A 14,692-nucleotide genomic window follows, 5' to 3' on the forward strand; every position below is an offset into this window, starting at 1 on the left:
TGTCGATGGGGCAGGTCGCATAAGACTCGGATATGGATCGGCCGACACCGATCGCATATATCGCCTTTATGGAACGACCTGCAGGCGTCGCATAAGGTCCAAACATGGAACGACTGGTCAGTCACGTAATTCGCTTATATTCAACCTAGGTTTCTCAACACTTAGTGCCGGACTATGCACCGCCGGATTTCACTGCTGAACATCGACCGTCCCGCGCTTGATGGATATCGTAGTTTTTTATTACAGAGCATTCACTAGGTTACTAATAAATGTCCGGTTTGGACCACCTGGACTGGTCGGATTTAAACATATCCGGTTCGCCAACTAAAACCGCGAGTTCATCTAATTCCTCGTAAATCTTCTTCCTCTTCCACTCCATATCTCGGTAAGATTCGTCAAATATTGGACTAATATAGGGGCGCATTCTAGGATTTAAATTGTAAGCTAAGTCATTTCGTTTTTGCATCTTAATATGCCACCTGCGTGCACGCTTGATTGGAGCTGCAAAGTTCTTAATCTGATCCGAACTGAACTTTATTAAATCATTATGTTCAGGATGGAGTAATATTTTTCGTTGTACAGTAAGCATCCATCCAGGGCTTGGATTTTGGCCAATATAATATTGGCGCAAAAAAGATGTGACGCCAATGCTAGAGAGAGACACACGCATCAGAGGAAGAGGATACCTTTTATTTTCGTTGTAGTAAGGTTTAAGCATTGCCACACCGTTTCCAATACTTTCCACTCTTTGCTCAAATGACACCCTGCTAGGTTGGAGTGTACGGTACTCTTGAGACACTTTTTCACCAAACATGATCAGTGCCATCATCACCTTTGCACCGTAAAAATCGGCCCAGAACTCGAGTGAGCTGTTGTCTTCTGCCTCTAGGGTTTCACCATGAAGATGCATGTGCACAAGATGTGCAATCTCGTGGCCAAGGATCAACAGGTGAAAATGGAGGCGGTCGGGATTGTCAATTTTCTCCTGCGCCATTTCGTTTGGGATTACGATGAAGCTTCCCGATTTGTTGCTCCGTATGCATGGGTTCTGGACTGACCCCACACGAATGAGTATCGTCGGCCCGCAGAGTGGCAGAAAAAAATTTCGAAAATCGGAAGCCGCAGCACGAGCCAACTGCTCCCCCGTTATCAACTTAGCGGATGTCATGATGCCGCCCTCTAGTACCCAGCCTTAGCTTGCTCTGGTTCATGTGCATACTGAATGACTCCTATAGGAAGCAGTGCGGATACGGTAATCAGGCACTGATGCGCCTGTCACGCTTAAATTACCCGGAAAAAGCCTAACATGCTGCTTTTTCATCGTAATTTCAAATCGGACACACAGACATTCTTTAGATTGGTTCAGAGTGGCCGATTTGCCGTTTCAGGCTGAGATCTTCAACCAGATCGCCCTGTATCCACATCATTACAAATCAATGGTTTGAAGACCCGTAAAAGGCGTTTCAAGGGTTTTTGAAGGCTTCTTCACGGAAACATGCGGATCCGGCGGAGATTGACATGGTGGGCCAGTTTCAGGACCGCCGCGCTGTCAAAAACTGTTGGAGGACATACCGGTCAAGCGACGCATAAACCGTTGTCAATCAACGGCTTCCCGCACATTCCCGCTCGTTCCCAGATATTCCCGGTATTTGCAGATAGCGGTGACAAACAACAGTCGCATCGAGATGCGACCTAATTCCCTTGGTTTCCATGGGGTTCCTTCGACTCTCGGCTATTCCATGCGACGTGGGATGCGACGTGGCCTTAAACATTTTTCACAGCGTCGCAGAGCGCTCACTGGTCATGAAACGATGTTTGAGCGACTTGATAAAATCTCCGTTGAAGATGTTAGAAGTAAACGCGACGCAGCCCAGGCACGTGCGGACGGTTGGTGGACAAAACTGCTCACCTCGCTGAGCGCCGGTGCAGGCGCGGGTCTTATAGCTGTCTTAGCGTTCTTGGCGACGAAATTAGACCTAAGTCCGGTTGCTACACTGCTCGGCGTTCTCGCCCTCATCGCATTCTTTACTGCGCTTTGGTTCAATGCGTTAGCGATGATGCATATGTTTAATATTGCTAATTTCACGGTCGGAAACTGCGAAAATGAAATGCAGCGGCGAGCAACTCTTGCGATGATCGAGCCGATGGCCTCTCCAGAGGATTTGGCTCTGATCAAGGAGGGGCTACAAACGAACTATGACCACGGCGAGAAAAGCATCGAGTATTTTCACAAGCTGGCGGGCCGCCGAACGATGGGCACGCTTATCACCCTGCTCCTAGGATGCCTTCTATTCTTCTCGATGATCGTCATCAGTAGCAACGCCCTGACCGCAATTGGAAATCTTTATGAAGCGGTGCTTGCACGGTTTGCTGTCTGCTAGGCTGCCGTCCGCCTCGTAGCCCGACGCTGCTGGCGGTTCAAGCTGGCTGCCAACTCCTCCTGTTTGACGACGCGGCTAATTCCGACGCAATGACTTGAGGTCAGGCAAAAAGGCGCGTCTCTAGCGCGCGGATAAGTATCAGAAAGTGTTGAGACCCGTAGAGATAAGATTCAGTATCGAGCAAGGAGAGGCCCCTCAGGGGGCCACCCCCGTCAACCTCGGCATAAAGCGTATTAGACTTCTGAATCAGAATCTGCGTGCGCCAAAGGAGCCACTCCAAAAAGTGCGTGTCAAGATCTTTTGAACAGGCACCAACGTCCTCATCATCGCGCCGCGAGGTGCCTTTGGACAAATACCGGACAGGACGCGGACAATCACCGGACAAATGGCACCGTTTGAGTTTTGCCCCCGGTGGAAAGATATTTCTGGGCGCGTAGATCAATTGACGGCGCAACGTTAGCCGTGCCACCGCTTTCCCGTGGCAGGAGGCAAAGATGAATCCGGAGCAACTGTATGTATCACTGCAACGGCATATCGAAGCCGTTCCAGATTTTAACTCGGGAGCTATGACCACCGATGCTAAGCGGTGGCTCGCGAGGACATTTGCGCTCGTTCAAGAAAGCGGTGACTTAACAGACACTGCACGGACCCGCACAATTACCGCGCGACTCGGGTCGGAGTATGAACTTACCGATGACGTCCCCGATTTGATGGACATCCTCTACCGCGCCGCTGCTGTTGCCGAAGTTCGCGCACCTGCCTCCGCTCAAGGTGCGTTCATCAATGCAGGAAACGCCTTCGATGCCATGATTGCGGTTGGTCGAGTGCTCACCGCAGCGACTGTCAGTGTTCGCATCGTTGATCCGTACATGGACGAGAAGGCCCTTACTGACTTTGCTATGTTAGCTAACGAGGGCGTCGCGATTGAACTCTTGGCCGATGCGACCGCGGTCAAAGCCAGCCTCAAACCGGCATCAACCAGGTTTACAACCCAATTCGCAACAACGCGCCCGCTCGACGCGAGACTCTCGCCATCAAGAGCTCTGCATGACCGGCTCATTGTTATCGACGGCACCACAGTGTGGTCGCTTACACAGTCCCTCAATGCGATCGCTGCAAGATCTCCTGCATCAATTATCCGCGTTGACGGAGATGCATCAGCCCTGAAGATCCAAGCCTATGAGGCCTTTTGGCACGCTGCGACACCGCTATAGGAAGCGAGCGAGCACTTGTTGGCATTTAGCATTTTTATGACGACACGTCTAAAATGCAGAAGAGAGGGGGGAGACGAAGTTGGATTTCATGAGGCTCCTCAAATCGCTCGAAGAGCTCCTGTACGAGCTTGTCAGTTGGCTCGTCTTCTACCCGGCAACGATGTGGCGCAGCGTGACAAGACCTCTGAGCATGATGCGCTATGCGGACCTGGAGCTGGCCGACCGGCCTGAGGACCAATACGACGATACGTTGAGCCCCCCGCTGTTCCTGCTGATCACCCTGCTTCTTTCACAGGCCCTTGCAGCAGCGTTACCCTCCATCGTCGATCCCGCCAGACTGGCCGAAGTCGCGTCGGCAGGGTCCAACCTGATGATCGCGAGAGGCGTGATCTTCGGAATCTATCCCCTCTGCATGGCCGTCACGCTGCTGCGGTGGAAGTCGGTCAAGCTCAGCCGAACCTCTCTTCGCCCACCGTTCTTCAGCCAGTGCTTCGTTGCCGCACCCTTCGTTTTCGCCGTCGGACTGGGCGTCGATCTTCTCGTCCTGCCTTTGCAAAAGGGCATGGTCGCAGGCCTGCTTGTCCTGATCGTGGCCGTGGCCTGGTATGGGCAGTGCCAGGTTCGATGGTTTGTCCAGGACCTCTCCATCGGGCCGTCAAAAGCCTTCGGTCTTTTTCTTCTCGCCTTCACGCTGGCCACAGGGCTTGCCTTGGGCCTTGCCGTGCTTGTCAGTTTTGAGTTCAACGCGGTTTACGGCCACCCGTCGCCCGGCACCGCGTGACGTGATGCGTCGAGAGCGCGAGCTGCACGGACGCCGACGAGACAGGGGCTTGCCGCAATGCCCGCACGGTTCCGAAAAACATCCGGCGATCCGGAATCGTGGCGAATGACGACCCCCTCCTTATGTTTGAGGTCGGGCATATTGCGCTTAAATACGAAATAGCGAATATTCAGGTTCCCTCATGAGAGAACCTGCGGATGACCGCCTTATCGGCCGAAGCCAGACTGTCCGGGATCGACGCCTGTCGCGTCGTGGCCTTCGTCTTCATCGTCGCTTTGCACGCCAAGAGCCCGTTCCTCCCACCGCGCTACGGTCTCCCGCTCGAGATTTTGCCGCGCTTCGCCGTCCCCTTCTTCTTCCTCGTCTCCGGATACTTCCTCAAGGTCGACACACCAAAGTTTTCCGCCTTCGTCGGCAAGTTCGTCCAGCGCCTGTTGGCGATCTACATCGTCTGGATGCTCGTCTATCTCGTTGCCTGGCGGCTCTTCCATGTCGATTTCGGTTTTGCCACCATCGTCGGGCTCGTCGTCGGCGGGGGCCCGGGCTACCATCTCTGGTTCCTCCCTTCGCTCGGCGTCTCGGTCATCACCGTCTTCGGGATTGCGCGCTTCTTCGGCGATCGCGCCCTCGTCGCCATCTGCCTGCTGCTCTACGGCATCGGCCTCTACTACGTCGCGCTCTCTGCGCCTTTGGGCCCTGCCGTCCATTGGAATTTCCGGAACGGGCCCTTTTTCGGTGCCTTGTTTGTCGCCCTGGGCTTTCTCATCCGGAAGCATGGCTGGCAACCGGGGATGCGCGGCGCGCTGACCCTCACCACCTTGGGCCTGCTTCTCTCCGGCGTCGAACGCGCTGTCCTCGTGCTTGCAGACCTTGCCACGCCGTCGCAAGCGATCGACTATACGCTGGGAACGGTGCCGTTCGGGGTCGGCGTCTTCGCCATCGCCCTGAACCTGTCGCCCCGCGGTCGCATGGTCGGAAATCTCGCGGCCCTCGGCCGTTACACGCTCGGCCTCTATTGCATCCATGTTCTGCATCTCTGGTGGGTGCAGTGGCTCTTGCCCGCGACATCCCTCGGCAACGTTCTCATCGCGACCGCCGTCACGGTCTCCGCGTCCGTCGCGACGATCCTGCTCCTGTCGCGCGTCACGGCGTTCCGGCGCTTCATCCGCTGACGGCAGGCCATGCCGGCGCGGCGCGCACCCACCGCCGCGCCAGCCCTTGGACGACGATCGCCAGCGTGACGATCCCGCCCGCCAGCAGGAAGGTGCGCTGCAGGCCGCCGGCCATGGCGGCGGGGGACGCGAGGGCAAGCGCCTTCGTGCCGACGCTGTGCGCAAAGACCGTCCCCATGAGCGATGCGCCTCCGATCAGGCCCAGGTTGCGCGACAGGTTGAGGAGGCCCGAAACGGTGCCGCGGCGGTCCGGTGCGACATCCGCCAGCGCCTCCGTGTTGTTGGCGGACTGGAACAGCTGGTAGCCCGGCGTCAGGACGAGGATGGACAGCACATAGCCGGCAACCCCGATCCTGTTCGGCAGGAAGGCCAATGCGAAGGCACCGGCGGCCATGAGGACGAGGCCCACCAGCAGCACCCGGCGGCTTCCCCAGGCATCCACCATCCGACCGGACGGGACGCCGCTGACGATCGAGATCACCGGACCGATCGCCATCAGGAGGCCGACCCGCGTGTCCGTCAGGCCGAGGCCCTGTCCGAGGTAGAACGGGGCCACCACCAGCGTCGTCATCATGACGTTGGCGACCAGCACGTTGACGATGAGATGCGGCAGGAGGCCGTGGCGCAGCATGGCGCGCAGCGGGACAGCAGCCGCCCTGCCCTGACCCGCACCCTGACCTTGGCCTTTGCCCTGACCCCCGCTGTCGGCATTTGGCATAAGGTCCGGCTGCACGGCGGGCACCCGGGCCGGCAGCAAGGCAAAGGCCATCACCGAGGCGATGGCCGCCAGCGGCACCTGCACCCAGAAGATGCCGCGCCCTCCGAGGATCGGGATCACCAGGCCCCCGAGGGTCGGCCCGAGCGCCGTTCCGAGGGCCGACACCGTGCCGAGCAGGCCCATGGCACGGCCGAGGCTTCCCGCGCTCGCCGTCTCGCGCATCAGGGCCATGGACAGCGTCATCAGGAAGGCGGCCCCGATGCCTTGCAGAACGCGCGCGCCGATCAGCGTCCACAGGTCGGGCGCCAGGGCGCCAAGCAGCGACCCGGCGAAGAAAAGGCCGAGGCCCGCCAGCAGCGTGCGCTTCAGCCCATATGCATCGCCAAGCCGACCGGCATGAACCACCGTCACCGTCATGGCGAGGAGGTAGGCGACGACGACCGCCTGCACCTCGGCAAAGGGTGCGGCAAACTCCCTGGACAGCGTCGGCAGGGCGATGTTGGCGATACTGGTGCCGAGCGAGGCCAGCAGCATGGCAAGCGCCAGCGTGATTCTGCCCCCCAGCCGTGATCGGTTCCCCGTGATGGTTCCAGCCTGTTGCATCCTTGTGTCCTCTTGCTCGAATATCGGTTTCGGCCCATGCTGCCACTTCAAGCGCACTTGAGGTCAAGCATGAAATTTCTGGATATCGGAGAGGTGTCGGCCGAGACGGGCGTGAAGCCGTCGGCCCTGCGCTATTATGAGGCGGTGGGTCTGATCTCCTCCGTGTCACGCCACGGATTGCGGCGGCAGTTTCCGCCCGAGGTCCTGCTGCAGCTGAGACTGATCACGCTGGGCAAGAAGGCCGGCTTCTCGCTGGACGAGATGGCCGGGATGTTCGGGCGAAACGGCATGCCGGACCTGCCCCGCGCCGAGCTTCAGCAAAAGGCCGACGCGATCGACCGCCAGATCCGCGAGCTGACGGCGCTGCGCGACACGCTCCGGCATGTCGCCGCCTGCCCCGCGCCCTCCCATCTGGAATGCCCGACCTTCCGGCGGCTCCTGCAGGTCGCGGGAAAGCGGCGCAGCACGGGGAAGGAGACCGGCGGCCGGCGACGCCCGGCCTGAGGCGCGGCGTCGCGGCGAGGCCCTGCCGCAAGGGCCAACACCCGGGTGGTGGTCGGCGCATCGGGCCGCCCCCCAACAAAAAAGGCGCCGCCGGTAAACCGGCAGCGCCTTTCCGTCGGGTGAGAAAGAGCGTCGCTTAAAACTCTTCCCAGCTGTCTGTCGAAGGGGCGACAGCCGCTGCCGTGGCAGCGCCGCGACCCGTCACGGCCCTTGCGATCTTGCCGGCCATCGCGCGGGCCGGTGAAGGTGCCGGTGCGTGTGCCGGTGCGAAGCGGGCCGAGGCCATCGTCGCCGCCGTCTTGCGCAGGGCAGCCGTCTGGACGGAGGAGCTGTCCGCCTGGCCGAGCTGGAACTGGCTGATCAGTTCGCGCAGCCGGCCGGCTTCGCTGGCCAGCGCCGCGCCGGCCGCATTGGCTTCCTCCACCATGGCGGCGTTCTGCTGCGTCACCTGGTCCATCTGGTTGACCGCCGTGTTGACTTCGGCAAGCCCGATCGACTGTTCCTTCGCCGAGGTGGCGATCGAGTCCATGTGCTGGTTCATCGTCACGATGAACTGGCTGATCGTCGTCAGCGCTTCGCCCGTGTCACTGACGAGCTTGACGCCGGTTCCCACTTCCACGGAGGAATTCCGGATCAGATCCTTGATTTCCTTGGCAGCCTTGGCGGACCGCTGCGCCAGTTCGCGCACCTCCTGGGCGACGACGGCAAAACCGTTGCCGGCCTCGCCGGCCCGTGCCGCCTCGACGCCGGCGTTCAGGGCCAGCAGGTTGGTCTGGAACGCGATTTCGTCGATCACGCTGATGATGTTGGCGACCTCGGACGACGATGCCTCGATCTTGCGCATGGCCTCGACCGCGCTCGCGACGACGGTTCCCGACTGCGTCGCGCTGGTGCTCGCCTGGACAGCGACGGACCGCGCCTCCTCCGCGCGCTTGGAGGAATTGGCAACGTTAGCCGTGATCTGGTCGAGGGCTGCCGCGGTTTCTTCGAGCGACGCAGCCTGCTGCTCGGTCCGCTTGGCAAGGTCGTCGGCACTCTGGCTGACTTCGCGCGCCCCGCCGTCAATCGAGTTTCCAACCTTCGCGACGTCGGCAAGCGTCGTGCGAAGCTGCGAAATGGCCAGATTGAAGTCGGCGCGCAGGCTCTCAAAGTCGTCGGCAAAAGGCTGCTTGAGCTCGAAGGCAAGGTTACCGGACGCCATCTGCTTCAGGCCATCCGCAAGGCCGTTGGTGGCCTGCGCCATGGCTTCGGCGCGCGTCCGCTCGATGTCTGCCGTGCGAAGCCGCTGTTCTTCCGTCAGATGCCGCTGGGTCGCGGCGTCCTGCTCCAGCTTGGCATTGGCCTGCGCGTTGGCCCGGAAGACCTCCACGGCTGCTGCCATTTCGCCGATCTCGTCGGCCCGACCCGCAAAGGGAATGGCCGTTGCGGCATCGCCACGCGCGAGACCGTTCATGGACGCCGTGATCGCCTGGATGGGACGCGCAATCCCCGTGACCGCAAACCAGACGGACCCGGCGATCAGAAGGGCCGTGAACACCAGCAGCACGATCGTCACCGAAAGCGCCTGATTGTAGCCGGCTATGCTCGACTGGTAAGCCGCACCAGCACCCTTCGTGTTGATATCGACCAGCTTGGCAAGGCCGTCATTGATACTGGCCGAAAGCGGCTTCATGTCCGTCAGCAGAATCTTTTCCGAAGCCGCATAATCGTCGGCGGCCGAAGCCTTTTTCAGCAGTACGAGAAGCTCTTGAAACTGGGCATAGTCCTCGCGGATCTTCTTCGTGATCTCGAGCTCGACCGGGTAGGTGTAGATCTTCTCGTACGCTGCCAGCGCCTTGGTGAAGCGAGCGGCCGCTTCGGTGGCGTCGGCCTCGGCAAGCTGCTGCTCGGCGGCCGTGCTCGACACGATGTGATCGCGCCATGCGACGCGGATGTCGGTAAAGGCGTTGTCGGCCTCCTTGGCGGCATCCAGGCTCGGCATCCAGTTGCCGGCGATGTCGGAGGTGCTCTTGTTGATGTTGGCCATGCTGAGGACGGCATAGGCCGCAAAGCCTGCAAACGTCAGGCCGATCATCGAAAGCACGATGATCAGGGCAGTCTTGATCTTGGGGCGGGTTATGGGAAGCACTCAACGCGTGCTGTTGGCAAGTCATCTGCCGTGCGCGTTCCATCCATCGGCGACTCATACCGATAGTGTAGACTTACTCTTCGTCCGTTGACCGGGCATTAATCCCCGATGACCCGAATGGAAAAATTCCCGCCACGGGATCTTAACCTTTTCCGGGGTCGATGGAGCGTCTACCGCATTTTTGCAGTCCGGGCCGACAGCTTGTTTCCGTCGGGATCGCGCAGATACGCGACGAAGGCGCCGTTCGGGCGCTCGGATGGCGGGCTCTCGATCGCGGTGCCGCCATGGTCGGTCCCGGCCTTGTGCCATGCGAGAACATGATCCGCACTCGCTGCGCCGATGCCGATCGTTCCGCCATTGGCTGCGGTCGCCGGCCGGCCGTCGATCGGCGTCGTGATCATCAGCAAACCGCCCTCGTGATCGTAGATCAGCCGGCCCCGGGCATCCGTCTTGCCGGGCTGTCCGCCCAAAGCGGTGAAGGTGGCGTCGTAGAAGTCCCTCGCCTTTTCGAGATCGTTGCTGCCGATCATGATGTGGGTGAACATGCTGCGTCTCCAGAGATGATCCGTCCGGGGTGGTGCCGTGAAACTACCGCATCCCGTGCGCCTGGCAAACCTTGTTTTAAAGGCAAGAAACGGCACGCTTTCGAACGCAAAGGCCGGATGTCGATGCAGCGGGACTCGACTTTCGGCACGCGGGCCATATTCTCCTGACCGTCATAGTCGACTGACCATCAATGTCCGGAGGACGCCGTGTATAAAGCGCTCATTCTTGCCCTCTCCGTGTGCGGCTCCTTTCTGTCCGTCACCGCGGCCTCGTCCGCCGATCTGATCGTCGAGGGCGGCGATATGAACCGATATGCGCCGCGTGCGGCCTATGTGGCCACGGATGTCGATTGCGAGCGGCTCCAGATCGACTATCGCTTCCCGTATCCGCGGTACACGGAGATCGTGCAGGTCTGCTATCCTCCTGTCGATCTGCGGCCGACGGGCGTCGGCAGCACGAGCGGCGGCCTCATTCATGCGAGCGGGCGCTCCAGCATCCGCTGAGGCCCGCGCTGGTCGAACCCCGTGCATCGGTTGCATTTGATGCATCGAGCGCAGGGTGTCTTTACCATCCTTGCTGGGAAGGCCCGTAACGATTTTCAGGCACTCTGCTTTCGGTCACACAGAAAGCGGGACACGCCGATGAAGCAGCTTCCAGTCAACTCCAGAATCATCACCGCGGTCTTCTTCAATCCCGAAGACGGGCAGCTCCATCTCCGCCTGAAGAATGGCGAGGAGCGCCGTTTTCTGGGCGTCGGCGAGGCCGACGTCCATGCTATGATCGACGCGCCCTCGCCGGGCCAGCATTACATCGATCATATCCGCACGAAGTTCCCGCGCCTCGTCACGGAGCGGGTCACCGAGCGGGTCGTGGGGCAGCCTGCCGCAGCGGTCCGGGCGGCCTGAAACCCGGGATCCGGCGCTTCGGACTCAGCGTGTCGCGCCGGTGGCGGCAGACACGCGCCCCCGGTGACACCCGCGCCTCAGCGCCTCACGACGTTCTCGGTTGCCACATCCTTCTCCGGTGTTTAATGTATACCTGAAATAAGGATGATGCGGAGCATCACTCCGCGGCAGGCCGGATGGTCCATGCGAAGGGTTTGTCGTGTCAGGGTCCAGCACCAACAGCGAACGATACGCCGGCCAGGACTATCTGGCGGAAAATCCCACCTGGCACGAGGAGGATGCGCCCTGGAAGGCCGGGCACATCGCCATGATCCTTCGATCGAACGGGATCGATCCCCGCAGCATCTGCGAGGTCGGCTGCGGAACCGGGGCCATCCTCGAGGTTCTCGCACAGGACTTTCCAAAGGCCGCGATCGAGGGGTTCGAGATCGCACCCGCAGCCTATGAACGCAGCCTGCAGAGAGCGTCACCGCGCCTCGCCTTTACCCTCGGCAGCCCCTTCGACACCGATCGCCGGTTCGACCTGTGCATGGCCATCGATGTCATCGAGCATGTGGAAAGCCCCTTCGAATTCGTCCGTGCGATGCACGCGATATCGACCCGCCAGGTATTTCACATTCCGCTCGACATGAACGCACTTGCCGTGGGCCGCGGCTGGGTTCTCGAAGAGGCCCGGCAGAAGATCGGACACCTCCATTACTTCGACCGCTCCTCGGCGCTTGCGCTTCTCCGGGAATGCGGCCTCGATATCGTCGACAGCTTCTATACGCCCTGGGCGATCGACCAATCCGGCAAGACGTGGAAGAAACGGCTTGCCGCCTATCCGCGCCGCATTGCCTATTCCGTCGCGCCGCACGGCACGGTCCGGATGATCGGCGGTTGGTCCCTCATGGTCCTCACGCAGTCGCGATAAGCGGCCCGCCCGATCACGCGGCATTCCACCGCCATGTCAGGCTGTGCAGGCCCGCCACCGGATCGGCGCTTCATTCGCCCGGGATTTCGGCCTAGGGTGGGGCGGAACAGACGGCTCTCAGGCCGCAGCCGCGCCGCCTGCCCGGCCGCAAGCCGGAGAGCGACAGCGAGACGGCATCCGATGGACTGGACCTATATTCAGGCAAATTTCGACTGGGCCGGGCATATCGCCGAAGCGCTCGCCATGTCCGCGGTGGTGGCGGCGCTGTTCTGCATCGTCTTCGGGCGGCGCGTGGCCGTTCTGATGGGGCTCGCCTTTGCCATCGGGCATTTCCATGGACGGGAAAAACGCGACTTCGAGGTCAGCGTGAAGATGAAGCCGCCCCATCTCGAAGGCTACGAGATGTGGAAATGGTCCTTCGACCAGATGACGGATTTCTGGCCGACGGCGCTGGTGATCCTCGGCATTGCCATCCTGATCTACCGCCGGCGGCGCTGATCTGCGCCAGCCCCGCGCGACGCTTCAAACAGGCTCAGGGCGCGGGATCGGCGCGGATGATCGTGGAATAGTCGGGGCCGTTGGTCGGCTGCGCCTGCGCCTTGGCGCTGATGGCGGCTTTCGCCCGGAGTTCCCTTTCCGGCAGCTTCCAGAGGGTCGCCTCCTGATCGAGCAGATAGCCCGGGAGATAACCCGACAGCAGGATGCGCCAGTCCATGGGAATGCCGGGCGAGACCAGCCGGGCGAGATCGAAGATGACGGTGGTGCAGTTGGTGGTCAGCGTGTCGTAGAATTGCGGTGTCTCGGCGCGGGCATTGGCGGCGTTCACATAGGTCAGGAACAGGGCTGCCGCCGCCTGTCGCGGCAGGGCCAGAGGGTAGAGATAGGTGTCCTCCCGCCGCATATTGGTGCGCAGATAGAGAATGTCGCTCTCGTCCGCCGCGATGAAGGCGAGCTCGTAGCTCTTGAAGAAGCCGGCGATGGAAGAGAATTCCTCGGTTGTCTCCCGCCGGATTTCGACGGAGAACGCCACGTGCCGGCCGTCGGCAAAGCCGAAGCTGACGAGCGTGTGGGCGATGGCGTCCATGCCCCAGTACGACAGGACGAGATCGGTGCCGGTGATCGTATCGAGATCATAGCTGCGGGTTTCCCAGCGCGGTTCGGCATCGCGATCGCTCGTCCAGCGGAAGTTGCGCACATTGTGCAGGGTGACGAGGTGGCCCACCTGTCCCGGAGCGCCGTTGGCGGCCCCCTCCTCCCCGCCGATCGTTCCCGTCACCGTTCGGGCGACATCGGGCGCCCAGTCGCGATCGAGCCGCGGGCGGATCGTCTGCCACCAGAGCCCGACGGCGACGAGCCCCACGAGAAAGATGCCGACGGCCGGCAAGGGAGAGCGTCGGCCGAAAAGCACAAGGCCGAGAACGAAGGCGACCCAGAGAGCAGCGGCACCGCCGCGCACGATCCCGTCGCCCGGTATCCGGTACCAGAGTGCAAGGGCCGTCCAGACGGTGGCGAGCAGCGCCAGCAGGAAAAGGACGACGCCGAGGAGGCCGGCGGCAAGGGTCGTGATCACGCGCATGCTGGGAACCTCGTGGAGAGTGACACGGCGGGCTCGCATCCGCCGCGCGAAGATTATCGCGGCGACAGGATGCGGCCGGCGACGGTGAAGGGGCTTGCCACGACCTGACCCGCCGCATCAAGAATGAAGGCCCCGACATCCGTCGGCGTCGCCGCGCCGGGGCGGCCGAGTGCGCCGATCTGGGGGCCGAGCGCGGCAAGGCTCGCATAGCGATCATGGCCCAGCCCGTCCGGCGCATCGAGCGAGGTGATGTCGACCACGAGCACGCCGTAGGCCTTGGCCGTCTCCCGCACCTTGGGGTCCTCGACATCGAGCCGGCCGACCCGTGGACGCGCACCGCTGAGCAGGCTGGAGGCCGCCAGGGCCTCGTCCTGCGGCGAGACCAGCAGAACCAGCGGCGAACGCAGCCGACCGATCACGTCCATCTGCCGGCGAAAGAGATCCGCATCGATATCGGGCGCGGCAAGGATCACCGTCAGCTTGTCGAGCACGTCCCCGCGATCCGTCAGCCGCAGCTGGCGCAAGGACTCCATGATGAGAAAGCCGCCCATGCTGTGGCCAAACACCAGGATCTGGCGCACCTTGCCCGTTTCGCTGAGCGCCGCCATCAGCGACACCAGATCGTCGCGCGAAAACAGCACGGCATCGCGATCGGCGAGATAGCCGGACAGCGCCCCTTCCGACGGCCAGGAAAACAGCACCGGCATCGCCTTGCTGCGCGAGTCCACGGCCATCTGCGCGAGCCGGAACACGCCCTCCTGGTATCGGTAGTTGAAGCCATGCACGAACAGGCCGACCGTGCCGTCGAAGCCGGGTTGCGACACGATGGCGGCGACCATGCCGCGCTGGTCGAGCCTGCGGCGTTCGCGCACCGTCATCGCCTGTTGCATCGCCTGCGCGGACATCGCCTGGCCGGACGGATATTCGATCGCCGCCGGCTTGTGGGAGGCCGGAATCGACAGCCGGTAGCGCTCATAGGTCATCGTCCGGGCGCGGCCGCTGTCAAAGCCGTCGCCGTCTCGCGTGCGGTTGGTGACGGCAAAGAGCGTCAGCGAACTCGCGCCCGACGCCTTCGCCGTGGACACCCCTCCGGCGGGCGCGGAGACGGGCTCGAGCACCGCAGCCGGCGGCCGATGGGCGCAGCCGGCGAGCGCGACGAAAACGCTGAACAGAAACAAAAGGATGCTAGGGCGAACGCGCAGAAAAGGCGCACCGGCGCAGATCGCAGTCATCAGGCGTCCTCATGGGCTC

The 14,692-nt window shown here is 61.5% G+C and carries 15 protein-coding genes; 9 read left to right on the forward strand and 6 right to left on the reverse strand.

Annotated elements, in window-relative coordinates:
- Positions 1 to 262: 262 nt before the first annotated feature.
- Positions 263 to 1,168, reverse strand: coding sequence for a hypothetical protein (locus ASG03_RS21395; protein WP_156381768.1), 906 nt, complete (start codon positions 1,166 to 1,168; stop codon positions 263 to 265).
- Between the two features lie 643 nt (positions 1,169 to 1,811).
- Here ASG03_RS21395 and ASG03_RS08065 point away from each other — a divergent pair.
- The 4 genes from ASG03_RS08065 (at position 1,812) to ASG03_RS08085 (ending at position 5,548) form a co-directional block, all read left to right on the forward strand.
- Positions 1,812 to 2,381, forward strand: a complete 570-nt coding sequence (locus ASG03_RS08065; protein ID WP_062693217.1) for a hypothetical protein — start codon at positions 1,812 to 1,814, stop codon at positions 2,379 to 2,381.
- Positions 2,382 to 2,875: 494 nt separating this feature from the next.
- On the forward strand, positions 2,876 to 3,595 hold the full coding sequence (locus ASG03_RS08075; RefSeq protein WP_062693219.1) for a hypothetical protein: 720 nt from the start codon (positions 2,876 to 2,878) through the stop codon (positions 3,593 to 3,595).
- 88 nt (positions 3,596 to 3,683) lie between these two features.
- The gene (locus ASG03_RS08080; RefSeq protein ID WP_244475213.1) at positions 3,684 to 4,376 is read left to right on the forward strand and encodes a permease; all 693 of its coding nucleotides are present in this window, start codon (positions 3,684 to 3,686) and stop codon (positions 4,374 to 4,376) included.
- A 197-nt stretch (positions 4,377 to 4,573) separates the two neighbouring features.
- Complete coding sequence (locus ASG03_RS08085) at positions 4,574 to 5,548, forward strand: acyltransferase (RefSeq protein WP_062693221.1); 975 nt, start codon at positions 4,574 to 4,576, stop codon at positions 5,546 to 5,548.
- Here the strand turns inward: ASG03_RS08085 and ASG03_RS08090 are convergent.
- Complete coding sequence (locus tag ASG03_RS08090; protein WP_062693222.1) at positions 5,538 to 6,869, reverse strand: MFS transporter; 1,332 nt, start codon at positions 6,867 to 6,869, stop codon at positions 5,538 to 5,540. The two genes, ASG03_RS08085 and ASG03_RS08090, sit on opposite strands and share 11 nt — an antisense overlap.
- 69 nt (positions 6,870 to 6,938) lie before the next feature.
- Here ASG03_RS08090 and ASG03_RS08095 point away from each other — a divergent pair, with 69 nt between their 5' ends.
- Complete coding sequence (locus ASG03_RS08095; protein WP_062693223.1) at positions 6,939 to 7,373, forward strand: helix-turn-helix domain-containing protein; 435 nt, start codon at positions 6,939 to 6,941, stop codon at positions 7,371 to 7,373.
- A gap of 136 nt (positions 7,374 to 7,509) precedes the next feature.
- Here the strand turns inward: ASG03_RS08095 and ASG03_RS08100 are convergent, their stop codons facing one another.
- Together ASG03_RS08100 and ASG03_RS08105 are read right to left on the reverse strand one after the other, a co-directional pair.
- Entirely contained in the window at positions 7,510 to 9,492 is a 1,983-nt protein-coding gene (locus tag ASG03_RS08100; protein ID WP_062693421.1) for a methyl-accepting chemotaxis protein, read from the reverse strand.
- A gap of 179 nt (positions 9,493 to 9,671) precedes the next feature.
- Complete coding sequence (locus ASG03_RS08105; protein WP_062693224.1) at positions 9,672 to 10,046, reverse strand: VOC family protein; 375 nt, start codon at positions 10,044 to 10,046, stop codon at positions 9,672 to 9,674.
- A gap of 207 nt (positions 10,047 to 10,253) precedes the next feature.
- Between ASG03_RS08105 and ASG03_RS08110 the strand changes: the two genes are divergently transcribed.
- From ASG03_RS08110 to ASG03_RS08125, 4 genes are all read left to right on the forward strand, one after another.
- Complete coding sequence (locus ASG03_RS08110; RefSeq protein WP_062475014.1) at positions 10,254 to 10,550, forward strand: hypothetical protein; 297 nt, start codon at positions 10,254 to 10,256, stop codon at positions 10,548 to 10,550.
- A gap of 138 nt (positions 10,551 to 10,688) precedes the next feature.
- Positions 10,689 to 10,952 carry a KTSC domain-containing protein gene (locus ASG03_RS08115; RefSeq protein WP_082475621.1) on the forward strand — a complete coding sequence of 88 codons (264 nt, stop codon included), beginning with the start codon at positions 10,689 to 10,691 and terminating at the stop codon, positions 10,950 to 10,952.
- A gap of 199 nt (positions 10,953 to 11,151) precedes the next feature.
- The gene (locus tag ASG03_RS08120) at positions 11,152 to 11,865 is read left to right on the forward strand and encodes a class I SAM-dependent methyltransferase (RefSeq protein WP_062693225.1); all 714 of its coding nucleotides are present in this window, start codon (positions 11,152 to 11,154) and stop codon (positions 11,863 to 11,865) included.
- A gap of 180 nt (positions 11,866 to 12,045) precedes the next feature.
- On the forward strand, positions 12,046 to 12,363 hold the full coding sequence (locus ASG03_RS08125) for a hypothetical protein (protein WP_062693226.1): 318 nt from the start codon (positions 12,046 to 12,048) through the stop codon (positions 12,361 to 12,363).
- A 34-nt stretch (positions 12,364 to 12,397) separates the two neighbouring features.
- On the opposite strand, the gene ASG03_RS08130 is transcribed toward ASG03_RS08125, so the two are convergent.
- Together ASG03_RS08130 and ASG03_RS08135 are read right to left on the reverse strand one after the other, a co-directional pair.
- On the reverse strand, positions 12,398 to 13,441 hold the full coding sequence (locus tag ASG03_RS08130; RefSeq protein ID WP_062693227.1) for an Lnb N-terminal periplasmic domain-containing protein: 1,044 nt from the start codon (positions 13,439 to 13,441) through the stop codon (positions 12,398 to 12,400).
- A gap of 53 nt (positions 13,442 to 13,494) precedes the next feature.
- Positions 13,495 to 14,673: an alpha/beta hydrolase gene (locus ASG03_RS08135; protein WP_062693228.1), complete on the reverse strand. Its 1,179-nt coding sequence runs from the start codon at positions 14,671 to 14,673 to the stop codon at positions 13,495 to 13,497.
- Positions 14,674 to 14,692: the final 19 nt, after the last annotated feature.

Source organism: Rhizobium sp. Leaf341 (assembly GCF_001424325.1).
Classification (GTDB): domain Bacteria; phylum Pseudomonadota; class Alphaproteobacteria; order Rhizobiales; family Rhizobiaceae; genus Ferranicluibacter.

Excerpts from the sequence above, each read along its gene's own strand:
- ASG03_RS08095 (WP_062693223.1), top strand. The coding sequence starts at position 6,939 with ATGAAATTTCTGGATATCGGAGAGGTGTCGGCCGAGACGGGCGTGAAG.
- ASG03_RS08090 (WP_062693222.1), bottom strand. The coding sequence starts at position 6,869 with ATGCAACAGGCTGGAACCATCACGGGGAACCGATCACGGCTGGGGGGC.
- ASG03_RS08105 (WP_062693224.1), bottom strand. The coding sequence starts at position 10,046 with ATGTTCACCCACATCATGATCGGCAGCAACGATCTCGAAAAGGCGAGG.
- ASG03_RS08075 (WP_062693219.1), top strand. The coding sequence starts at position 2,876 with ATGAATCCGGAGCAACTGTATGTATCACTGCAACGGCATATCGAAGCC.
- ASG03_RS08115 (WP_082475621.1), top strand. The coding sequence starts at position 10,689 with ATGAAGCAGCTTCCAGTCAACTCCAGAATCATCACCGCGGTCTTCTTC.
- ASG03_RS08085 (WP_062693221.1), top strand. The coding sequence starts at position 4,574 with ATGACCGCCTTATCGGCCGAAGCCAGACTGTCCGGGATCGACGCCTGT.
- ASG03_RS08125 (WP_062693226.1), top strand. The coding sequence starts at position 12,046 with ATGGACTGGACCTATATTCAGGCAAATTTCGACTGGGCCGGGCATATC.
- ASG03_RS08135 (WP_062693228.1), bottom strand. The coding sequence starts at position 14,673 with ATGACTGCGATCTGCGCCGGTGCGCCTTTTCTGCGCGTTCGCCCTAGC.
- ASG03_RS08065 (WP_062693217.1), top strand. The coding sequence starts at position 1,812 with ATGTTTGAGCGACTTGATAAAATCTCCGTTGAAGATGTTAGAAGTAAA.
- ASG03_RS21395 (WP_156381768.1), bottom strand. The coding sequence starts at position 1,168 with ATGACATCCGCTAAGTTGATAACGGGGGAGCAGTTGGCTCGTGCTGCG.
- ASG03_RS08080 (WP_244475213.1), top strand. The coding sequence starts at position 3,684 with ATGAGGCTCCTCAAATCGCTCGAAGAGCTCCTGTACGAGCTTGTCAGT.
- ASG03_RS08130 (WP_062693227.1), bottom strand. The coding sequence starts at position 13,441 with ATGCGCGTGATCACGACCCTTGCCGCCGGCCTCCTCGGCGTCGTCCTT.